This window comes from Microcoleus sp. B4-C1 (assembly GCF_036705285.1).
In the GTDB taxonomy this organism is placed as follows: domain Bacteria; phylum Cyanobacteriota; class Cyanobacteriia; order Cyanobacteriales; family Microcoleaceae; genus Microcoleus.
This window is the reverse complement of sequence record NZ_JAUBUC010000045.1, coordinates 17,023-40,455: the sequence shown is the minus strand read 5'-3', so window position 1 is coordinate 40,455 and position 23,433 is coordinate 17,023. Positions and strand designations below refer to the sequence as shown.

At 46.4% G+C, this 23,433-nt stretch carries 16 protein-coding genes; 8 read left to right on the top strand and 8 right to left on the bottom strand.

From position 1 onward, the window contains the following. Positions 1–24: 24 nt before the first annotated feature. Positions 25–969 (bottom strand): hypothetical protein, encoded by a 945-nt coding sequence (locus QUB26_RS18425; RefSeq protein WP_333240718.1) that lies wholly within the window; start codon positions 967–969, stop codon positions 25–27. 94 nt (positions 970–1,063) lie between these two features. Further along, positions 1,064–1,237 carry a hypothetical protein gene (locus QUB26_RS18420; RefSeq protein ID WP_333240722.1) on the bottom strand — a complete coding sequence of 58 codons (174 nt, stop codon included), beginning with the start codon at positions 1,235–1,237 and terminating at the stop codon, positions 1,064–1,066. 891 nt (positions 1,238–2,128) lie between these two features. Here QUB26_RS18420 and QUB26_RS18415 point away from each other — a divergent pair. Further along, complete coding sequence (locus QUB26_RS18415; RefSeq protein ID WP_333240725.1) at positions 2,129–4,177, top strand: iron uptake porin; 2,049 nt, start codon at positions 2,129–2,131, stop codon at positions 4,175–4,177. A 131-nt stretch (positions 4,178–4,308) separates the two neighbouring features. On the opposite strand, the gene QUB26_RS18410 is transcribed toward QUB26_RS18415, so the two are convergent. Beyond that, positions 4,309–5,562: an FIST N-terminal domain-containing protein gene (locus QUB26_RS18410; RefSeq protein ID WP_333302586.1), complete on the bottom strand. Its 1,254-nt coding sequence runs from the start codon at positions 5,560–5,562 to the stop codon at positions 4,309–4,311. Between the two features lie 740 nt (positions 5,563–6,302). Between QUB26_RS18410 and QUB26_RS18405 the strand changes: the two genes are divergently transcribed. From QUB26_RS18405 to QUB26_RS18385, 5 genes are all read left to right on the top strand, one after another. After that, on the top strand, positions 6,303–6,539 hold the full coding sequence (locus tag QUB26_RS18405; protein WP_190662788.1) for a Calvin cycle protein CP12: 237 nt from the start codon (positions 6,303–6,305) through the stop codon (positions 6,537–6,539). A 400-nt stretch (positions 6,540–6,939) separates the two neighbouring features. Beyond that, complete coding sequence (locus tag QUB26_RS18400) at positions 6,940–7,560, top strand: DUF3177 family protein (protein WP_333240730.1); 621 nt, start codon at positions 6,940–6,942, stop codon at positions 7,558–7,560. Positions 7,561–7,822: 262 nt separating this feature from the next. After that, on the top strand, positions 7,823–9,277 hold the full coding sequence (locus tag QUB26_RS18395) for a hypothetical protein (protein ID WP_333319152.1): 1,455 nt from the start codon (positions 7,823–7,825) through the stop codon (positions 9,275–9,277). Positions 9,278–9,666: 389 nt separating this feature from the next. Then, positions 9,667–9,948, top strand: coding sequence for a peptidoglycan-binding domain-containing protein (locus tag QUB26_RS18390; protein ID WP_333240737.1), 282 nt, complete (start codon positions 9,667–9,669; stop codon positions 9,946–9,948). Between the two features lie 221 nt (positions 9,949–10,169). Beyond that, positions 10,170–10,442, top strand: coding sequence for a peptidoglycan-binding domain-containing protein (locus tag QUB26_RS18385; RefSeq protein ID WP_333240741.1), 273 nt, complete (start codon positions 10,170–10,172; stop codon positions 10,440–10,442). 48 nt (positions 10,443–10,490) lie between these two features. Here QUB26_RS18385 and QUB26_RS18380 read toward each other — a convergent pair whose 3' ends face one another. Beyond that, entirely contained in the window at positions 10,491–13,886 is a 3,396-nt protein-coding gene (locus QUB26_RS18380) for an ATP-binding protein (protein WP_333240744.1), read from the bottom strand. A gap of 942 nt (positions 13,887–14,828) precedes the next feature. On the opposite strand from QUB26_RS18380, the gene QUB26_RS18375 reads away from it, so the two are divergent. After that, the gene (locus QUB26_RS18375; protein WP_333240746.1) at positions 14,829–15,128 is read left to right on the top strand and encodes a DUF7734 family protein; all 300 of its coding nucleotides are present in this window, start codon (positions 14,829–14,831) and stop codon (positions 15,126–15,128) included. Positions 15,129–15,219: 91 nt separating this feature from the next. Here the strand turns inward: QUB26_RS18375 and atpC are convergent, their stop codons facing one another. The 4 genes from atpC to QUB26_RS18355 all read right to left on the bottom strand — a co-directional run bounded on the left by atpC (position 15,220) and on the right by QUB26_RS18355 (position 18,410). After that, the gene (gene atpC / locus QUB26_RS18370; protein ID WP_333058306.1) at positions 15,220–15,627 is read right to left on the bottom strand and encodes an ATP synthase F1 subunit epsilon; all 408 of its coding nucleotides are present in this window, start codon (positions 15,625–15,627) and stop codon (positions 15,220–15,222) included. 183 nt (positions 15,628–15,810) lie between these two features. Continuing rightward, positions 15,811–17,268, bottom strand: a complete 1,458-nt coding sequence (atpD, locus tag QUB26_RS18365; protein ID WP_333240747.1) for a F0F1 ATP synthase subunit beta — start codon at positions 17,266–17,268, stop codon at positions 15,811–15,813. Positions 17,269–17,406: 138 nt separating this feature from the next. After that, a complete protein-coding gene (locus QUB26_RS18360) occupies positions 17,407–18,261 on the bottom strand; it encodes a PEP-CTERM sorting domain-containing protein (protein WP_333240749.1) in 855 nt (284 codons plus the stop codon). Further along, entirely contained in the window at positions 18,258–18,410 is a 153-nt protein-coding gene (locus QUB26_RS18355) for a hypothetical protein (protein WP_333234142.1), read from the bottom strand. The genes QUB26_RS18360 and QUB26_RS18355 overlap by 4 nt, the downstream gene beginning before the upstream one ends. An 883-nt stretch (positions 18,411–19,293) precedes the next feature. On the opposite strand from QUB26_RS18355, the gene QUB26_RS18350 reads away from it, so the two are divergent. Continuing rightward, a partial coding sequence (locus tag QUB26_RS18350) for a two-partner secretion domain-containing protein (RefSeq protein WP_333319150.1) occupies positions 19,294–23,433 on the top strand: 4,140 nt, incomplete at its 3' end.

The following is a 23,433-nucleotide window of genomic DNA, read 5'->3' as shown; positions in this document are numbered from 1 at the left end:
ACATCTGCGGTTAAAAAATCCTACTTACTTGCCCGCCAACTGCCGAAACTTCTTCTTAAACTTATTCTTATACACGTAGATCGATCGCTGTAAATCCTCAACTTGCAGCGACATCTCGGCAGCCAAACCCGTGCGGTTCCAAACATCCTCCTCACACTTGCGGCGGCAAAAATTCATCGGTTCCGAGTAAACTTTCCCAGTAGATAAAGTCGGCTTCGGCCCGCACCAGTGAATCACCGTCGCCTGAGTGCGATCGCCCGCAGGCCCGCTTGACTCAACCGGAAACCGCTTTCTCAGCAAATCCTGGTCAAAATCCGGCACCAACAACTGCATATCCACATTCTGCACCCGCAGTCGATTTTCTTGTGCCGCCCGGAAAATCATAAAGTTCAAAAAACCCATTTCTCCGTACTTAAATATCTTCGGATTTGCTGCCGTAAAATCTAAAATTTCTACGTATTCTTCCAAGCTAAAAACGCCGCGCTTAGCAAAGAAAGTACCCGTGCAGAAATAGTTCGATCGCGATTCCGACCAACGAAAATTCGGGAAATGCTTCTCAACGCCCGGAATGTCAAAGAAAAATTCCGAAATCTCCGCATCCGGGTAATCGTAACAAGGCTTGTCTACAATAAAATCAAACTCTTGAAAGTTAGCCAATTTGAGAACATCGCCCCAGACGATCGTATCGGCATCCAAAACCATAAAATTTGACCAAGGACTTTCCCAGAAAGCAATCATTTTAGTTTTGCCCCAACCAAAACTTCTTTTCCTGAGAACTTCTTCAGAAACAGTTGTGCGATTGATAACCCGCACCCCATAGGCTTTTTCCAAAGCACTCACAGAAAACGTACCGTCAATCAACAGACAAATCGGCACATCTCCCAGGAAATAGCGGATGCTAGCACAGCAACCCTTAGCAAACAGATAATCTTGGTCGCAGCAGGCAATAATAATACCAAAATCTTCCATAAAACCTCACTTTTTTACTAATACCAGTTACCCAAAATAATGCAAGTGTATGCCGATGTTTCCAACTTGTATGTCATCAGTTATTTCCAATTCTTTAATCGAAAATCGAAAATCGAAAATGGTATAACTTGCCCACCCACAGCGTTTCGGTTTTTTGTTCTGACAGCAGCTCTATTTTTGAGTTTGGCATTTTAGCCAGCTTAGCACTAAACTCCTGCGATCGTCCGTAGGTAAAAACATCGTTCAAACCGCTAGGAATCTTGGGCATAGTTGGTCTGTCAAGCAAGTGAGCTCTCCCTGCGCCAACAGCGGGTCAATCGATTTTAGATTTTAGATTTTAGATTTTAGATTTGAAGCATTGACTTGCGCGAGATAAATTCGGGGCGCAAGTTTCATCGGATACAGGTTTTTTATTTCTGGACGGATGAATCACGTGGCGGGTATCCTGGATGCGGGAATTGTCAAGCACTACCAGTTCAGTCGTACTCAAACAACAAAAAAGTTGTGTTAAAATAGCCGGAAATTAAACCCGCCGACGGTTAGTCTCAAAAAAGGCGATCGTCCTGGCAAGTCCCGACGGCAGCGGGCCTCAAACAAACAAAATTGGTCAAGCCTGAACTTTGGTTTGGATCGGGTCAATCTACCAGCCTTTAAGTCTCAGTTCCCCACTCATGGCGGGAAAATAGCCCCTGCCGGGTCGCGAGGTTTAAACTTAGGTTAAAAACCTTGACATTATAGGAGATAAAGCTGTATAAGGGATGCGACAAGCAGCCACAATCCTACCTATAACTGTCTGTTAAGTCGGGCGTAACCGAGGACTCTGGGCAGTTGTCAGTTACAGGCAGATTGTGGTTGAACCCGTAGAACCAGTTATCGATCGCCCGCAGAGCAATTCAAGCAAGTCGGGCGATCGAGAGATGAAATTAGCACGTGATGGTATAATCTACTGTAATGTAATGTGGGCTTGACCTGAATTGATGCCTGGGGGTATAAGGGCTGGGCCCCTACGTTCAAGCAGAAGTAGACACGCCTACTGTGAATCAACAGTTATGGATAGGTTCTATTTTGGCAGTTATTGTCAACAGGCAAGCAACCACAAAAATTAGCAGTTGGGAATTGCTGCTCGTCGAGTTGAATAGAGTGTGAAGGTGTGAGGAAAATGAACAGAACTTTTTGGAATTTACTGCTAGTATCCCCGGCAATTCTGGGGCTATCATCAGTCATGAGTGCCACTGCGATCGCCGCAGAAGCGACCGCAACCCCTGAAGCCAACCAACTAGCTAAAGCTCAGTCATCTGAGTCAAAAATTGCAGAAATAGTTGGAGAAATAGTTGCAGAACCAGTTGCAGCAGCCCCTGCTGCCCCAGAAAACCTGGCTTTAAACAGCAGCCTCGAAGCGGCCAAAACCCCGGTCGTTAAGGAAGCAGACGCTGAAAAAATCGCCTCAATCGAACCAGAAACCAGCGCGGCAGCACTGCAAACAGCACTGCAAACAACAGGGAGCGACATCGAGTTAGCAGCCCCAATCGCTCCGGCCAGCGCAGCAGCGACTGAACCCCTAGCAGCAGCAGGCACTGCCGAACCCTCGCCCCAAGCATCCGACTTGGCAGAGCAAATCAGCCAGACAGAAGTTGCTGGGAAAATTGAAGTGCCAGCAGTCGCCAGCACCCCAGCTACTAAGGTAGAAATTGCTCAGACAGTACCCGGAGGAATGGGCGGCCCCATCGTCCCTGTTGCTCCCCAAGCACTGCCGGCCCAACCGTCGGGAACCATGTCCCAGGTGACATCAGTCACTCAGCTCTCCGACGTGCGGCCGACAGATTGGGCATTCCAAGCCCTGCAATCCCTAGTCGAACGCTACAGTTGTATCGTAGGTTATCCCGACGGCACCTTCCGCGGCAACCGCGCCCTGACTCGCTACGAATTTGCAGCCGGCGTCAACGCTTGCTTAGACCAGATAACCCAACTAATTGGGTCAACAGGTAACTTAGTTACCCGAGACGACTTAGCCATCCTGCAACGCCTGCAAGAAGAATTTGCAGCCGAACTCGCTACCCTGCGCGGACGAGTAGACGGCCTAGAAGCTCGCACCGCAGAACTCGAAGCCAACCAGTTCTCCACCACCACCAAATTGAATGGAGAAGCCATTTTTGCAGTCAGCGACACCTTCGTCGGAGATGATCTCAGCCTTGAGGACGACGACACTGTCACCAACTTCGGCTACCGGGTGCGCTTGAACTTAAACACCAGCTTCACCGGTCGAGACTTGCTCAGAACCCGCTTGCAAGCAGTCAACACCGCCCGCTACGATAGAGCCACCGCTACCGGTACAAACATGGCTCGCTTGGCTTTTGACGGCGATGATGGCAGCCAATTCACACTAGACGAAGTGTACTATCGGTTCCCGGTCGGTCGCGCTACAGTCTTTGTCGGTCCTAAAGGACTTGACCTCGATGAAATTGCAGACCAGGCTTCTACCTTTGGTAACTCTACGAGTTCCGGTTCACTTTCCAGATTTGGAGTTCGCAACCCGGCAGTATTCCGCGGCCCGCAGGGAGCAGGCGCAAGTGTGAGTTTCAACTTGGGCAGCCTCCGAGCTACCGCAGGCTATCTAGCCTCCGACGGCGATGCTCCCAACCCAGCAGACGGCAGGGGCGTTTTCGACGGTTCTTTCAGCGCTCTGGGTCAGATCGGCTTTTTCAGCAGACCGTTTGACTTGGGCTTGACTTACACCCGGAAATACAATCGGGCAGGCGATGTTAGCCTCATGGGCGGCGTCGGCAGTTCTTTGGCTAACCGGCCCTTCGATCAATCACCCACCGCATCAGATAACTATGGCGTGCAAGTTAACTTCAAACCCAGCCGTCGCTTTCAGATTGGCGGTTGGTACGGTTATACGAAGGCTGAACAACTGCGGGGCGGCAACAATGACGCGACGATCCAAAATGGTGCTATCACTTTGGCCCTGGCAGATTTTGGGCGGCAAGGCAACCTCCTCGGCTTCGTCTTCGGTGTACCGCCAAAAGTTACCGAGAGTGATGTCGCCAGAAACCGCGACACCTCTTATCACTTAGAGGGTTTCTATCGCTTCCAAGTCAATGACTTTATCTCAGTGACACCGGGCGTTTACGTGATTCTGAATCCCGAACACAACAACAACAACGACGATATCTGGGTCGGACTCCTCCGTACAACCTTTAGTTTCTAAGGCTTCTAGACATCTAGTTACAGCTAAAAGCGGCAGGCGACTGCCGCTTTTATTTATTGGTCATGAGGCGATTTTAGATTTTAGATTTTAGATTTTCAACAGTCAACAGTCATCAGTCAACAGTTCACCAATTATGAATTTTGGCGGCAAATCCCGAATACGGAGGTGTAGCCGTGCAGAAATGTGCTGCCGCCGACGGGGCCGATTTCGCCGTTGCAGAAAAAGCCGCCCAGGGGGATGTTTTTGAGGTATCGGCCAAAAAGTCGGGAGTCAAAGTTCGATTCGCCGTAAAGCCCTTCACCGCGCCCCAGACAAGAGAACATCAAGGCGCCGACGCTGGATGTACCACTGTACTCGGCGGCCCGCTGATAGCGATCGAGCAGCATTTCTAGGTCTTCTGCAGAGGTGCGCGCGTCCCGCAGGTGAAATTGGATGCGCTGTCCGGGACGGACTCGATCGCCGATCGCAATTGCCCCCACTTTCGGATCTACTCCCAACAGATTGCGGATTAAAAAATCTCCCGGCTCTAATTTCAGCTTGAATTCATCGCTGACTAAGCCTACAAATAACGAGTGCTGGGCTAATTCTCGGTCTTCTTCGCTCAAAGTTTGAACTAACTCTCGCAAAGCCTCTAAGGGCGATCGTTCGATGCCCCCGCTGCCGATATCATCGGTTTGTTCTTCGAGTTTCAGCAAAATATTGCGATCTCCTTCCGTCACCCGATAAGGATGCCCGATCGGCCTGCAGCCTTGAGCGACGATCGTTTCCAAAACTATATTGCCGCTCAAAGCTACCCCAACCGTCCCTTCTCGGTAAAGCTGATAGTCGCAAAACAGCGCCGCGCCCCTGCCCGCACCGTCCCCCCCAGCGAGTCCCCCTACCTTCGCCGCGCCCGGATAGGCATAATCGAGCCCTTGTAGCAAATCGTTAATTTTTGCGGAAAAGGGGTCAGCCAAGATGATGAACTGCGGTTCTTCCTGGGCCGGCACGCCCAAGAGATCCACCCAAGTATCCGGGGGACTGTCTAAGTCGGGCAGTTCTTCTGAACCGACATGAAAAGTTCTGACATTCACTCCCGGCAAGCGCGCCAGACTGAGGCTGACTGCGGGAGATCCCTCGACTTCTTCGGTGAGGCCCCCCCGGTTCGTGCCGATGACTCCTCCCCCGCCACATCCCAGGATCGCGGGTACTGGCAGCATTTCTCGGAGTAAAGGCATCAGCCGAGAATACTCGCTGGCAAAGGCAGACGAGATAAATATCAGCGCTAAATCAGCCGGGCCTTCTAGGTCGCGATCGGCTTGTTCTATAACTTCTTTGAGGGCAGATTCCAAAGAGGGACGGGTTGATAAAGCGCTGACCCATTGCATTTGGTTTTGGGTGTACATAAGGCGAACTTCTCTATAAAACTATCTCTATACATTAGGCTAACCGGAACTGGCCGCTGGGGGGACGGTATTCTTGGGCGATCGATTCCCCCTCGATCGCCGTTCTTGTGTTAACATAAGTTAACATGAGTGTCCCATTAATCTGTTAACTGTTAAATCCCGTGTTCAGCTAAATCTTAAAAGATAAAGCTCAATACAGTTTGACACACCAACCTCGTGTAATGTTTTCATCAAAAGTAAGGTTGGCTCGACCTACATTGATGCCTGTGGACTAGAATCCGCCTACGGGCTAGTAAAGCAGGGAGTAGAGACGGCTACTGCGATCGCAGTTATGGATGGTTTCTCTCTGGGCTGCTGCAACCGCACCGCATCTCAAGCTATTATTAGCTGGGGTCGCCAGACCGAAACAGCAAATCCAACCCAAACTAACATCCCAAAAGAAAACCTTTCTTACTTAATAAGGTCAACGACCCAGGTCTAAAGACACGCTCGCTTCGAGCCTTTGACTTAAACCACAGTTGACCAGCCGTATACTTTAGAGGTCTACGTTTTTTGAGTTATGACACCAAGTGGCTGCTTAGCTAGTCCCTTGCTCTGTCGTTAACGGTTAAACATCTTTATTTGGGTTAAGGACGTGCCGTTAGCCGAACAAGCTCACTAAACAAAGGCGCGTGCTAAAATTACCTAGAAATAGGTCGGGGACAACCATATTCTCCTACACATTCATACCAACAAGTTTTATGACAACAACACCCGCAGGCAACATCCAAGAGAAAATTGAAGAAGAACTAGAAAGCGCTCGTACCGTCTGTGACCTCAAGGGCGCAACTTCCGGGGAATGCGCGGCGGCGTGGGACGCAGTTGAAGAACTGCAAGCAGAAGCTTCCCACCAAAAGCAAGTCAAACCTAAGAATTCTTTTGAAAAATTTTGCGACGACAATCCTGACGCTGCTGAGTGCCGCATCTACGAGGAATAAACGAGCCATTTAGCTCTATGCCGAACCTCCCGCGCCGAAATCTAACTTTTGGCGCGGGAGAATTTTATTTTAGGGGTTGAGCCTTGAAATAATGGTGAGATTTGCCCTCTATCCCAATACGGTTCAAATCCGCCAGCTTCCCCCTCGCCCCCCAAGGGGGACAAGAATTTGCTCTTGCGTCCCCCAAAAGGGGCGAGGATGGGAAGGAGATATCTCAAGAATAAACAGTTTTAACTCAAGCGTATTGCCGTCTATCGTGTCTCAAGTACCTTTCAAAGCGCGCCAAGTACCTTAGAAAATGTAGCAGTAACTAAAACATTAAGACCGTGTTCTGGTTGCTGATTTTTTAGCATTTTTGTAGTAAAATTTGTGACAAATAAGTGAGTATATTTTCCCAAAGATGTTGAGTCTTTTATTGGCAGCCACCGGGCCTTGGTTTCAACCGCTAGTGTGGATGGATTACCGTTTGTCTGTGTTATTAACAATTTCGATCCCGCTGGTAGTGCTGATTTGGGCTGTTGTGGCAAAAGCTGAGGCGATCGTCCGTTTGTCGATTATTTATTGGCGGGTGGCGAGTTTGCTGGCAATTACACTTTACCTGATGATGGCTGCGCTGCCTGTGAGCTTTGTATCGTCGGTGATTGGGAGGGCCTTAATTCCTGCGAGTCTGTGGTTTTGGGAGGATTTAAACGAAGAAATTGCCGATCGACCGCAGTCGCCCCTGAAACTGGCTTTTACAGCTTGGCGGTGGGCGATTACTGTTTACAGCGGTTTGGGCGCTCTTGCTCAACTTCCCTTCTTAAGCTGTGCTTTTAAATCGCAAATTGAGGTAATTGACGAACCTTTTTGCCGCATTTGGTTAGACCCACCTTGGCTCTATAAACAAATGTTTCACCCTACTACAACCCCTCAATTTTTGGGATTGTTGGGTCTGATTGGTTTAGCTATCTATGTAATTTTCTTGTCATACTTTGTGCTAATTAGACTAGGAAAACAGGGGAGGTCAGCTACCGGAAATTAAGTTTAGTTTTAGTTAGTATTTCCCTCCTAAATGGCAGCTAAATTATTCCACCAAAATCTCATAAATCCCAAATAAAAACAGCCGGGGCGCATCTAGGATAAAATCAAACTAACAGCCGGGTGGCTGACGTGACCCGCCCAAAAACGGATACAAGCCGTGGACTCCAGTCGTGGATATCTAACAATTTTAGACTAAGGTTCCAGCTTCCAGATTCATCTGTCGAGAAAATCTAAAATCTAAAATCTAAAATCGACTGACAGTAATGTTATTGGGAAAGACTGTGATGGATAGCAAACAAGCCTACTTACAGTGCTTAGACAGGCTGATTTGGGCGATCGATCGCCTGGAAGCAAAAGTCGAACCAAGTGAACTCGCTCGGATTGCCGAACTGATTGTTCAGCCGATGATGGGGCCCTGGCGGTTTTTTCACACTCCCGAACATATTTTTGATGTGGGGGGAGATGAAGATGCGATCGAGGTTTTGGCAGCTTTATTTCACGATACCGTCTACCTACAAGTCGATCGCAGCATTAACTTTAACGTCAGCTACTACATCACTCCTGTTGCAAAAGAGGTTAACCAACACCTACAAATTCGGGATAAATCTGAACTGCCTGCGGATGCTACCTTCGAGATGGTAATGCTGGTATTCAATTTTGTACCGGGCGAAGTCCTCAATCCTTTGGCTGGACAAAACGAATTTCTCAGCGCTGTCGTAGCAGCAAAAGCTCTAGAACCATTTCTCAAACGCGAGCAATTGCTTCAAATTGCCGGCTGCATTGAAGCAACAATTCCGTTTCGCGCCGCCGATGCGGGAGTAACGGTAAGCCAGCGTCTTTATGAGCGCTTGCAAGCAATAAATAGCCTGTTTAACCTCAGTTTAACGGACGAGGAAATGCGGGAAACGGTCAAAAAAGCTGTGCGAATCTCTAACCGGGATGTGATGAGTTTTGCTCACCATAGTTCAGCCCATTTTTTGGCAAATACCTGGAATTTACTGCCGGAAACCAATCACAATCTCATATGCTGGGGTTTTTACACGGTTCGCGACTACCGAGTTGCTTTGGTGAAGATGGAAGGTTTTCTGAATTATCTCAAGCCAGAAATAATTTTCCGACAGTTTGAGGGATATCCAGACGATCGCACCTATCAGCGCTGGGAAACTACTGCTAAGTACAATCTCGAAATTGCGAAGCTTTATTTGGGGTGCAAACTGGCTGCCCTAGCCCTGCTAGAAGCTCTTTCTTCGGATTTGGGGATTGAGGTTTCTCTGGCGATGATGATGGGAGGAATTCCGGCTCAAGTTCCTAACTGCGTGCGCCTGGAAAGCTTTTTTCCAGAAATAGAGAAACCTTATAAACCTAAAATTAGTTTAGAAGCGGAAGTATTGAATTTATTAGAAAATGGGCGGGCTAAAAGCACTTCTAATACCGATTTGGAGAGTTCGCCCCTGACAACGTTTGTGGTAAAAATTGTTGGCTTTGACGAAATGCGCTATCAGTGCGATCGAGCTAAGGAATTTTTTCGAGAAAATCTCAACGCCGACGAGTTTATTTCCGACTTTAACCCGATAGTTACAGAAATTGTCATAGATTCCATTCTCAAGTTGTTTGACAGCCGGAAATCTACTATCTACCGATACTATGATATCACTTCTAAGTTAAAGTCGCAACCCCAAACCAATTTTCCCGATCGCCCTTTTCGATCCCATGGTTAACTAGCTTTAAATACAGTATTTTTGCCTCCTCTATAGAAAAGACCATTACTCAGCTTATATAAGAGTAGAGCGATTACACCGTGACAGGATTGATTGCCTCGCTTTCCCTACGTCAATCTGCCTATCCATCCCAACACCAACAGCCCTACAGGTATGGTGTGGGGCTTCCGGCAAAGATGCTAAAAGTTGATCGAAAATGGAAATTCGCTGCTGTTTGTCTTTGACAATTATTTTATACAAAAGGGATTTGATAGCGGGCTGTCACTCATTTGAGCTACCCCAGATAAGCGTCACTATAAAAAGCGACTGTTAAAGCACTTCCCCCCACAGCTACAACTGGGGAATAGCAAGTTCAAACAACTTGCAAACCACTAATCCCCAATCAAACAATGCAAACCACAAACCCTATTTACGCTCAATTGCCTCTTTGCTCTTCACTGCCCACACTGAAACGAAATAATAGCACCACTGCCAATCAAAACGTCCGCTATCTCCAACAATCCTTAGTTGAAAACGGATATCCCGTCACAACTGATGGATTCTTCGGCCCAAAAACCGAAGAAGCAGTCATCAGATTTCAAAAGGAAAATCAGATTGCTGTTGATGGCATTGTTGGCCCTCAAACTTGGAGTCTATTAGGCGCTTGTTATACAGGTGAACCCGGATGTTAAATCCAAGTTATCTAATCCTAGGCGCACGGGTAGCAAGAAACTGGGTTTTTTCACAGCAATACTTCTTTTACGCCCTCATAAACGCTAAAAAACCTAGTGGTTGAGCGAAGCCGAAACCTTGTTTATGCCCGTCAAAAGTGCATCCAGGACTATTAATTAACATCTTTTCCGCACTTCTCTACTTTTAAACAACTTGCAAACAACCAATGGAGAATCAAACCATGCAAACCACAAACGCAATTCGTACTGAATTACCTTCCTGCCGTTATTTTCCTTTACTCAAACGCAACGATGGCGTCACCCAAAATGAGGACGTTCGCTACCTTCAGCGACTCTTGAACGCCAAGGGATTTTCTTTAAATACTGATGGAGGATTCGGCCCGAAAACCCAACAAGCCGTTATCAATTTTCAAAACCAACAACAAATCGTTGCTGATGGCATTGTCGGCCCTAAAACTTGGAATAAATTGGGTGTTTGTACAACTATATTTTAAAGTTTGTGCAACCATGTGTTAAACAGAGTAGGGCGTGCAGTGTGCGCCCTATTTTTCTGTCGAAGTTTCCACCCCACACCACCCCTCCGGGGCTCCGTACATTCGATACTTGCGAGAGCGTTTGAAATACAGCATTGCTACCCGATCGTCTGGATTGATTTGTAAAATATTCTGAAATACTTTTTGGGCGGCAACAAATTTTTGCTCGTAGTAAAAATTGAGGGCTTCTTGAAAAACCTCCGCCGTTTGCTGCTTGAGTACAATGCTTTCCTCTGTTTCTGTATCGTAAATTTCAAACACCGACACAGCATTTGTCTTTCCTTTCACCGTTACTCGATCGACAAATCTGTACTTATATTTTTCTGGATCGTCGAGGCGATCGATAATTGCACCGCTAACTAGAATGCCCGCGCCGTAAACCTTAGTCAATCCTTCCAAACGAGACGCGAGATTCACCGCATCAGCAATCACCGTACTTTCCATCCGTTCTCGTTCGCCGATGGTACCCAACATCAAATTGCCCGCGTGCAAACCGACGCCGATCGCGATCGGAAACAAGCCACTTTTTTCTCGCTGCTGGTTATAGAGATTTACTTCTTTCTGCATATCAATTGCTGCTCGCACACCATCTTCAGGGGATGTAGGAAACAGTGCCATTACTGCATCACCAATGTATTTGTCAATAAACCCGTTATTTTTCCTAATTGCAGGGCTAACCCTTCCCAAGTAAGTATTAATAAATGTAAAATTTTCATCCGGTGTCATATTTTCGGAAAGCGCAGTAAACGAGCGAATATCAGCAAACAGCACTGTCATATCTCTTTCCTGATGTTCGCCTAATTTTACTTCAATAATACTCGGCTTTTCCAGCAAGTTTAGAAAATCGTGCGGCACAAACCTGCCGTAGGCTGCATTCAGTTTTGCTAGGCGAATTTGCGTATTAATTCTCGCCAACAATTCCTTTTTTATAAAAGGTTTAGTTACATAATCATTTGCTTCTAAGTTAAAAGCTTCTACCAAGTCAGTAGTTTGATTTTTAGCCGTCAGCATCAGAATCGGCATTTCTAAAGGCGAGTATTTTTTGCGAACTTCTCGACACACTTCATAACCAGTCATCTGCGGCATCATTACGTCGAGTAAAATTAAGTCGGGCTTAAATCCTGATTCAATCAGATTTAAAGCTTCTAAGCCGTTGCTCGCTTGAGTTATCTCATAGTTTGCTAGAGAAAGACTGTTGATGATGACCTGAATATTAATGGGTTCATCATCGACTACCAAAACTTTTAGTTTTTCACTTTCTAGCAAATCGCTATTGTCTGATAGCTGAGAATTTATTATAGAGGATTTGCCCGCGAATTCAGGAGTGATTAAAATGGGAGAACCCTCGGTTAAACGCGGCTGTATGCTATTAAAATCTGGCTGACTCTCAGATACGGGCAAAGTAAAGATGAATTGGGAACCGACGCCTACAGTTGAAGATACCCCAATTTTCCCTCCGTGCAATTCAACTAATTGCTTGGCAACAGTTAACCCTAAACCCGTGCCGCCATATTCTCTAGCAGTAGAACCGTCAGCTTGTTCAAAGGATTCAAAAATTCGGTCTAATTTATCTTCGGGGATGCCAATGCCAGTATCAGATACAGTAATGGCTAATTGGGAATTAGACGGTGATTGTGCGTTGCCCGTTACCAATTCTGCTGAAATTTCAACTCTGCCGCTTTCGGTAAATTTAATTGCATTGCCGATTAAGTTGTAAAGTATTTGCTGCAAGCGATTCTCGTCTGCTGCTATTGGCGGCAATTCAGGAGCGACTGAGTTAATCAACTGCAAGTTTTTTTTGCCTACTAATGGCTGAGACAAAGTGAGAATTACAGAGACTATTTCTCGAATACCGACTGACTTAATTTGCAGTTCTATCGTTTTGTGTTTTAGCTGAGAAAAGTCCAGAAGATCGTTAATTAAAGAAGACAATCTTTTGCCCGATGATGAAATTAAAGCTAAGTTAAAATTTGTTGGTTCTGGCAGTTGTCCGGTAGCACCGTCTATTAAAGATTCTGCAATCCCAATAATGCCGTTGAGCGGAGTGCGGAGTTCGTGGGAAGTATTGGCTAAAAATTCGTCTTTCAGTTTGTCGAGTCGCTGCAATTCGGTATTTTTAGTTTCTAAGGCAGTAAAAGATGCTTGCAGTTGTTGTGCCATGCTGTTAAAAGCAGCGGCAAGTACGCCCAATTCGTCGGAGCGATCGAGCTTGACAGTTTGGTCAAATTGTCCTTCAGATAAAGCTATTGCTGCATTTTTTAATTTTATAAGAGGTTTGATAATCCAGCGAGAAGTGAGAATTCCTAACACACTTGCCATGCCCAAAGCTGCCAGACATAGCAACACTGTAGTTCGGTTGCCCGCATGAATTTGTTCCATAAAGTCGGCTTCGGGAACGACAACGACAATCAGCAAATCTAAACCCTTGTCGTCTTGAAATGGCAGGACTTTTAAAAATTTCTGCTGACCGTTGATTTCAACATTTATTTGCTGCGATTTTGTAATTTGGTGCAAGTTTTGAAAGTGACTTTCTAAATATTTAGCTGTAGTTTGCGTTACTGCGTCGCTGCTTTCTGTAACTTTAAACAGTTCTTTTTGACCGTTTTGGGTGCGGAAAGGTTTTTCGGCTGTGGAAGTTGCCAGCAGCGTGCCGTTTCTTTCGATAATAAAAGTTTGACCAGATTTACCTATTTTGAGGCTGTTTAAAAATTGACCGATACTGTCGAGACGCAAAGCAGCAATTAATACTCCTTCTAGCTGTTTCTGGCTGTTGTAAACTGGTTGCAGCGCGCTGAGGAGTAAGGTGGGTTCTAGGAAGGATATATAAACTGAACTCCAAGTTGGTTTGGCTTCTAGAGCCGCATAGGCGTAGGAAGGGTGCTGTCGGATGTCGAAGTTTTTAACGGAGGCGGCTACTGTCGTGCGATCGCCCGTATCATTAGTATTGTAAGAATAAAAATTAAAATTTGTAGAAGGCCCCGATGCGTTAATCAATAAAGTGCCATTAGACATCTTTTCGCCAGTGCGATATTCTCCATCTTGATTAGCGATCGATGTAAAATTGATATAAGGATATAATTGCACTTGTCGCCATAGATACTTTTCCCAAGCTGACAAGTCTTTCATGTTCACAAAACCGAGTTTCACCGCATCCAGCTTGCTTTGATTGATTTGGTGCGGAGTTTGCAGATAAGTTCTCAAATTTTGCTCGATGCGATTGCTCACCTCGCCCATCAACTGATCCGCAAGGTCATTCACTGCTCTTTGAGAGTTCCTAAATGATAAGTATCCTACAATACCCACCGCTGCAAATACTTGCAAGACAAACGGAACTATGAGTACAGTTTGCAGCGTTGCTTTTCTTGAAAGTTTTGCCACTAAGTGCTTGAGAGAAAGAGTGGACATAACATTAGTTTAGGTTGAAAAACCCAGTTAATACTTGGAGCTAGTTCTTACCGCTGGTAAGTATTATAAACCATTTTGTACTTAAACACAACTTACACAAGGAAGACGCGATCTCGGTTCTACAATCTTTCATCTTATACCAAATTATTAAAAGTCAAAGCGAACCGTAGAGACACGGCATTTCCGTGTGCTCGTCCCCGCGCCGGACAAGGCATTTCCCTGTCCTTACCGATGTTCACATACAATATATCTGTATCACTACTTTTCATCCAAAGCTTCTATCCCCGACTATCCTTGTGGCACTCCAGACATTCCATTCTTTAGAGAGCGCTGAGAGTAAATTGCTGCTAAGGAATGAGAATTAAATAACTTCCACTCTTGAAAGTGGGATGGGCGTCTCGCCCGTCCTTTTTGGACGGGCGGGACGCCCATCCCACAATAACAATTAAAATTGTAAGTTATTTAATTCGCGATCCTAACTTATCTTGAGGCTTTCTTTCGCAAATCTTATTGAATAATTTTTGCGTCTAAGTAAAATTTTTCTAGAAATAAAGCTCCAGACATTTTTGAAATTCACCAGCAGTTGCCTGTTTTAGTTGAATGCTTGGTTCTGTTTCTGCATCATACAGAATATTCCAGGTTTATGAATTATACCGCGCTCTCACGGGGTTTATTTACAGTTCTCGCATCTTAACTGATTCTATTGATCGAAACCCGGTTTATCCGTACTAAATATACATAAAATATGCTGTAAAATATTGAACAAGTAGGTTTTGCTGACGGAAAATATTGCAACTTTTTTTTACACAATTTATATTATGTGCGCTTACTTCCGGCTGTTAAAAAAGGTTTAATTAAGAATAAAATATTGGCTCGCTGCCCCTGAAATTAGCCACAAAATTAAGCTATATTATAGCAGATTTCAGGAAAGTGATATTTGCTATGGCTGACTCTATTGCTCGTCGCTTGGAACAATACACGGTAAAACGATCGCACGAAGTTTTAATCGTCAAGGCCGAAATTGACGGCGAATTCGATGAAATTGCTATTTTTAAAGGCTTTTCTAGCTCCCTGACGCGATCGACCGCGAGCGATCCAGAGGTTCCTGTTTTGCCGGAGGAAGCAAAAATCATCAGTATCGATCGCGTGGAGAGTCCCTACAATCCAAATAACCCCCGCTATCTTCAGCAGGGGTTATCTTGGGAAACAATGCAATCTCTATTGTCCGAGGCGGGAGTTTAGCAAAAAATTAGGGACACAACGCGAGAAAAACAGCAGGGACACAACATTGTTGTGTCCCTACTACAAAAGCACTATGTCCTTACCCTTAGAGCTAGAGCGTGCCGCCGGCAGCTTGGAAACGAGCTCTCGCGCGTTTGATTGCTTGCTTAGCTTGAATTTGCTCTTGCAAAGTGCCGGTAGTAGCCTTTTGCAAACGAGCTTCTGCTTCGGTGTAAGCAGTACGAGCAGCTTCTTTATCAATGGTTTCGCCTTTTTCAGCGCCGTTGACAAGAATAGTAACTTTGTTTTCTTGGATTTCTGCAAAGCCGCCCATCAGAGCAATAGACACCCATTCCTTGCCGGGACGGACGCGCATCACTCCGGTATCCAAAGCTGTCAACATTGGAGCGTGACCGCTCAAGATACCCAGTTGGCCTGTGGTGCTCGGCAGAATTACTTCTTCAGCATTAGAATCCCAAACAGTTTTGTCTGGGGCCACTACGCGCACAGTTAATGTCATAAATTGTCAGTTGTCGGTTGTCAGTTGTCAGTTGTCAGTTGTCAGTTGTCAGTTGTCAGTTATCAGTTGTCAGTTGTCAGTTGTCAGTTGTCAGTTGTTACCAATAACCAATAACTAATAACAAATAACTAATAACTACTGACTCATGACTCATGACTACTGACTACTGACTCATGACTAAAATTACTTGGCGTCAGCTTTCATTTTTTCAGCTTTGGCGATCGCCTCGTTAATATCGCCCACCAAATAGAAAGCTTGTTCCGGTAATTCGTCAAGTTCGCCAGCCAAAATCATTTGGAAGCCCTTAATGGTGTCTGCCAACTTGACGTACTTGCCGGGGGAACCGGTGAACACTTCAGCCACAAAGAACGGTTGAGACAAGAACCGTTCAATTTTGCGAGCGCGAGAAACCGTCAAGCGGTCATCTTCCGACAGCTCATCCAAGCCCAAAATTGCAATAATGTCTTGCAATTCCTTGTAGCGTTGCAGAGTTGACTGCACCTGACGAGCAACACCATAGTGCTCTTCGCCGACAACGCTAACTTGCAACATCGTAGACGTAGAATCCAGCGGGTCAACCGCAGGATAAATCCCCTTCGCAGCCAAGCCGCGAGACAACACAGTTGTAGCGTCCAAGTGAGCAAAAGTCGTAGCCGGTGCGGGGTCAGTCAAGTCATCCGCAGGTACGTACACAGCTTGAACTGAAGTAATCGAACCTTCGGTAGTCGAGGTAATCCGTTCTTGCAAGTCGCCCATGTCTGTACCGAGAGTCGGCTGATATCCCACAGCCGAAGGCATCCGACCCAACAGAGCCGATACCTCAGAGCCCGCTTGCACGAACCGGAAGATATTGTCAATGAACAGCAGCACGTCTTGCTTGCTGACATCACGGAAGTATTCGGCCATCGCCAGAGCCGACAGGCCCACGCGCATCCGAGCACCAGGCGGCTCGTTCATTTGACCGTAAACCAGAGCAATTTTTGACTTGCTGCGGTCTTCTTCGTTAATAACCCCCGACTCGATCATTTCTTTGTAGAGGTCATTACCTTCGCGGGTGCGCTCGCCCACACCACCGAACACGGACACGCCGCCGTGAGCCTTGGCGATGTTGTTCACGAGTTCCATCATAATCACGGTTTTGCCGACGCCTGCGCCACCGAACAAACCGATTTTGCCGCCGCGACGGTAGGGGGCCAGCAGGTCAATCACCTTGATCCCGGTTTCAAACACCGAAGGCTTGGTTTCCAGTTCGGTGAAAGCCGGCGGGTTGCGGTGGATGGGCATACTTTCGGAAGTATTGACCGGGCCGAGGTTGTCTACGGGTTGACCGATGACGTTAAAAATCCGGCCGAGAGTTGGGATTCCGACTGGAACTTGGATCGATTCCCCGGTATCTACTACTTCCATGCCACGCACCAAGCCGTCGGTGGTACTCATGGAAACTGCACGCACTTGGCTGTCTCCGAGCAGTTGTTGAACTTCGCAGGTAACAGCAATGTCTTGACCTGCTTCGTTTTTGCCGGAAATCGTGAGAGCGTTATAGATTTGGGGCAGTTTGCCGCCTGGGAATTTTACGTCTACAACCGGCCCAATGATTTGGGTGATGTAGCCTACGTTCGTTTTTTCTGCGGTGGATACCATGAATAGTGCCTTTGTTAGGATGCTATTTTTCCCGTTATGGAAAAAGTCTTAACATTTAGAAATGCTATTCCTCAGATTACCACTGAACAGACGCACTATTTAGATTTGTATGGGTCTGGTTAAGAGTCATTTTTATGGTTACTGCCCTCGCTTTTTTTTCCTGCGAGCCGCAGCCAAAGCCCCGATCCCCAGGATAGTCCCGAATACTGTGACTGGTTCGGGGACTGGTTCGGGGGCTGGTTCGGGGACTGGTTGGGGGACTGGTTGGGGGACTGGTTGGGGGGCTAACTGAGCCAACACGGTGAAGTCGTTGAAGTCTAGCTTGGTTCCTGGTTCGGCATCGTCGAAGGAGATTTTTGTGCCATTAGCCAGTTCGGCCATTGTGAGGGATGAAAATTGCTCTGGGCCTTTACCGCCGTTGATGTTTGCAAAGGAGCCACTGGAGTTGTTGGGGAGCACAAAGTTACCTAACACAGCAAGCTGACATCCCGCCACCAGACATTCATCTCTTCGGAACTGGGTGCCAGCGGCCCGCCATTGGGAGCTGTTCATGAAGGTGCTTGACGAGACGTATTGCGCGAGAGGGTTGCCACTGCCGGTGTCGCTCCACAGCAGCAGGGCATAAATTTGATCCTTCAAAAATCTGAAGTTTTGGGTGATGGAGCCGTTTTCGGAGGTGACTGCGTTGCCGAAGGTTCCTTTCCAGTTGTTGGCAGAGCCGTTATCTGAGGGTGTAGTCTCGTAAAACAGTCTGGCGATGTTGGTGTAGCCATTGTTTTGTGGCTCAGCAGCTTTGGCTGCTACCCACAAGCTGGACTGGTAAGAGTTGTGAGATTCTAGGAATGTGAACTCTACATTGGTATCTTGATCGAACTGGATGCCGTCGGTGCCAAACATGAAAGCTCGGACGGGCAGGCAGATGCTGAGCAACATTGTGGTTGCCAAGCTGGCGACTGTAAAAGATGTTTTTTTGACTAGCGTTAAGGTAGTCATAACCCTGATTCCTCCTGTATTGTTAGGTAGTTAGGCCCAAAATGCCCTAAATGCCATGTTGCCGTGACGCGAATAGACGATCGCGAGCCTGCGATATTTAGGACGATCGTCAAACCTGAAGAAGAGGCTCCACACCAGTGAATATACATACATATCTCACTTAAGGGTGTTTTGCAGTAAATGAGTGCTTCTTCTAAGAGTTTTCACTGACACTAGATTGGCACAGTTTAATCTGTAACAGCAAGATTTTCATCCGGCCTAGACTTCCAAGCTACTACATTTACTTGGTTTCGGTAACGGTCTAAAGTTGAGTGCAAGACTTGCCTATATTGGCTTTCATCAAAAATACATAAAAATTTTACTCGATCTTTATGAAGTTTTGGTAAAGTTCCTCCATAAAATATAAAGTTTTTGAGAGAAAGTCGGCTGTTCGGTTAGTTGCTCCTGAAAGCGGGCTGCAAGCTGCTCGCCCGATGCAGAAAGAAGCGGGAGCGCCGGCGAGTAGGGATTTGAGCGAGTTTTTTGCTACTTTAAGCAAGATGTATAACAGGCGAGCGATACTTACGTAGTTTTGACTAAAATTCCGAGTTTTTTAAACCCCTAAACCTCGCGTTATGTGCCATATTTTCCGCCACAGTCCCGAACAAATTAACCCGGTTGTTTAAGGTAATTGTGGTAAGGAAGCAGTGAAAGTCAAAAAAAGAAACCAAGTTTGATTTACCTCGCATGATTCCTAGTAAAAAAAAAATATGTAAATCATACTAAGGCTCGCGAATTAAATAACTTACAATTTTAATTGTTATGGTGGGATGGGCGTCCCGCCCGTCCTTTTTGGACGGGCGGGACGCCCATCCCACTTTCAAGAGTGGAAGTTATTTAATTCTCATTCCTAATTGAAAACATACATTTCCTTTTTTAGTCCTAATTATTCGATCGCCCCAAATAGGATGCTCCTATTGACATGAGAAATTTTTAGGAGTAAAAATAGTAAAAATAAATACGATCGCACTTTAAGCACCATCTTTAAACACAATGACACCCAACAAACTACATTTCCTCGGATGGTTATTCATTGTTAGCTGGCTGAGTGCAGCGGCGGGTTCGGCCAAGGCGCAACCCATCGCCCCCGCACCAGATGGCACTAACACAGTTGTCACTCCCAACGGCAACCGCTACGACATTTCCGGGGGGGCCTTCAGCGGAGATGGGGCTAATCTTTTTCACAGTTTTACTCAGTTTGGCCTCAGCGAGGCTGAAACGGCTAACTTTTTGACCAATCCCAATATTCAAAATATTTTGGGAAGGATTACTGGGGGTAATCCTTCTTTAATAAATGGCTTAATTCAAGTTACGGGCGGGAATTCCAATTTATTTTTGATGAATCCTGCTGGCATGATTTTCGGGCCGAATGCCACTCTCAACGTGCCTGGATCTTTTAATGCTACTACGGCGACAGGGATTGGTTTTGGGAAGAATCAGTGGTTTAGTGCGATCGGCAATAACAATTGGGCAACATTAATCGGGACACCGAACAGTTTTGCGTTTACAAATTTGCCAGGGGGAAGCATAATTAATGCAGGCAATCTGACGGTGACACCAGGTAAAAGTTTAAGTTTGATCGGCGGTACGGTTGTCAATATTGGTCAGGTAAATGCGCCTAGCGGCAATATTATCATCAGCGCCGTACCGGGTAACAATTTGGTGCGGATTAGTCAAGCTGGAAATTTATTGAGCTTGGATATTCAGCCGACAGCAAATCACACTTCGCTGCCAAACAATTGGACGCAGCCAGTATTATCTTTGCCGGAGTTGCTGACTGGACAAGGTGTGGCACAGGCCACGGGTTTGACGGTAAATCCCAATGGCGAAATTGTGTTAACGGGGAATGCTGCTGTGCCCGTAACTGCGGGAACTGCGATCGCATCCGGCACTCTCAATGTCTCTGGCAACACTGGCGGTAGTGTAAATATTTTAGGCGACAAAGTAGGAGTTATTGCAGGCAATATCGATGCTTCTGGGATTAACGGTGGGGGTAATGTACTGATTGGCGGAGATTATCAGGGTTTGGGGACTGTGCCCAATGCTGCGCGGACTTTTGTCAGCAGCGACTCGACGATTAATGCTGATGCTATTAGTAATGGGAATGGCGGGCGAGTTATAGTTTGGGCTGATGAAACTACTCGCTTTCATGGCAATATTACAGCCAGAGGTGGCTTGTTTTCTGGGAATGGGGGCTTTGCGGAAGTATCGGGAAAGCAATGGCTGGATTTTCAAGGATTAGTTGATTTGCGATCGACCTTTGGGATTGCTGGTACCTTATTGTTAGATCCTACTGATATTACTATTATCGTAGGTCCGAATACTGTTCCTACGGGGGATGCATTTGTTGACTCCGGCCCTCCTTCTGTGATTAATAATGGGAGGCTGCAAGCACAGCTAAATTTGGGAAATGTTACTATTTCTACGGCGTCAGGTAATACGGAGCAAGGCAATATTAACGTTGACGCACCGATCGCTTGGAATAATAATAATTCGCTGACTCTGAATGCTAATAATAATATTAATCTTAATAAGACCACTATCACCACTCAGGGAGGCACTATTACTCTGAATGCTGATAGCGATAATCTAAACGGTGGTGCTCTCAGTATCGTAGGTTCCACGATCGCTACTAATGGTGGTAATTTCCTGGGTAATGGTCAGGGGACTCTTGGGGCCGTGCGGGGAATCAATGTCCAGAACAGCAAAATTAATGCCGGAAGTGGAAACATTGACCTGAATGGTACGGGAAGAAAATCGACAGGGGGAAACAATGTCGGTATTTCTATTTCGGGTGCTACCACATTACAAACTACTGGCAGCGGCAATATTACTTTCAACGGTACTGGCGGCAACGGGACAGATGGTAATCAAGGGATATCTATTGACGGCAGTACAGTGCGGGCCGGGGGAAGTGTCAGCCTGACTGGAACAGGTGCGGGGACAGGAATCGAAAATACAGGCGTTAATCTCAACAACGCTACAGTGGAGTCAACGGCGGAGAATGGGAATGTGACTCTGATCGGTGTTGGCGGTAATGGGACTCGTGACAATCGAGGGATATTCGTTGAGAACGCTACAGTGAAAGCGCTCTCTGGAAATGTCAGTCTGACGGGTACAGGTGGTGGGACTGGGGCTTCCAACCACGGTATAGAGATATTAAATGATGCTACAATCCAAACCGCAGGCTTGGGAAAGGTGACGTTGACGGGGACGAGCAGTGCAGGCATCAGCACTACAGTCGCGAGCGGTAATTCCGGGATCAGGCTCTTCGAGGGCACGGTAAAATCGGAGAATGGAGATATTGTTTTAACCGGTACGAGTGTAGGGACTGGATTGAACACCTACGGGATTGATATGCCCCCGATTCTTACTACCATGGTACCGAGCACAATACAAGCTACGGGAACGGGTAATATTAGTCTCACGGGAAAGGCTAACAACTCCGATAATTCCATTAGACTCACCCCAGGTGTGATTGAGGCGACTTTAGGCGGCAATGTCACTTTGACGGGCGATGACATTTCATTGTCATCAATAACTCAAATTAAAGGTACTGGGATTATCCAGTTGCAGCCGCTTACTCCCAGTTTAGATATTACTGTGGGTGGTAATACTGCGGACGCTCGTTTGAATCTCAGCAGTGCTGAACTCGCGCCTCCGGTTTTAAATGGGTTTTCCCAAATGATTATCGGGCGCACGGATGGGACGGGGAATATCGCAATTGATCCTGCTGGTGTTACTTTTAATTTCCCCGTCACAATGCAAGCTGGCACAATTGCAGTCGATGGAAACATTACAGGTGTAAACAACGCTTCAATTACTTTTAATGCTCCAACGACTAACTTAAACAAAAATATTCTCACCATTGTCACCAACGAACAGAAGATTGACTTTGGTGGCAAAGTCTCTCTCGCTACGGGTTCTAATGTCACCCTCGATACTGGGTTAAATAATGCCGGTGACATTAATTTTGGGGGAACGGTTGACGGCGATGGCAACCTAGTTTTGACTACGGGAACAGGCGTGATTAATGTCAACGGGCCCATTGGAAATACAGTACCTTTAGGTTCCCTGAAAACAATCAATTCTTTGGATGTTAAGAGTCCGATCGATTTTTCGATTGAAACTACAGGCGATATTACTGTTGGTAGTATGAGAAATCCCGGAGGGGCGATCGCCCTTAGCAGCACTAATGGCAATATTGATACGACAGCAGGGGCAATTGATACCACATCCACTATCGGAAATGGTGGCCCGATCGCACTCAGTGCTAACAATACGATTAACGCTAGCAATCTTAACTCTAGTTCCACTGCTGGTGCTGGCGGAAAAATCGAGCTCACTAGCACAAATGGCGATATTATTGCAGCCCCAGGAACTGTTTGGAATTCTAGTTCTACTTCTGGTAGCGCCGGAGATATTGCGATCGCCACTCCCAATGAAGTCGAGATAAATAGCATTGATGCTAATGGATTGCCCGGTACTGGATCATTAGGAAATGTCACCGTCACCAGTGCTGGCACAACTACATTTAATGCTGTCAAAGCTACCAGTTTCACCACCAATGCTGGCGGTACAACCGAACTTAAGGGCAATGTCACTACAATTGGCGCTCAAACCTATGGAGATGCAGTGACAATTGCCAACAATCCCATTCTCGCAGGCAGCGAAATTACTTTCAATAATACTGTAGACGGCAGCAGTGATTTGACTGTGAAGGCGGTTAGCGGTGATGTTACATTCAATGGTGCAGTTGGGAATCCAACAAATGCGATCGGCAATTTAACAGCTAACTCTACAGGCACAACCGCATTTAATCAAACAGTCAATGCCGCGAGTTTGACTACAGATGCTGGCGGCACAACTCAAGTCAAGGGAAATGTTACTACAACTGGCGCTCAAACTTATGGAGATGCAGTTACAATTGCCAATAATCCGATTCTCTCCGGCAGCGAAATTACTTTCAATACAACTGTTGACGGTAGCAGCGATTTAACTGTGAATGGCGGTACTGGTAATGTTACCTTCAATGGTGCAGTTGGTGCTGTAACTCCGATCGGCAATTTAACAGCTAACTCTACAGGCACAACCGCATTTAATCAAACAGTCAATGCCGCGAGTTTGACTACA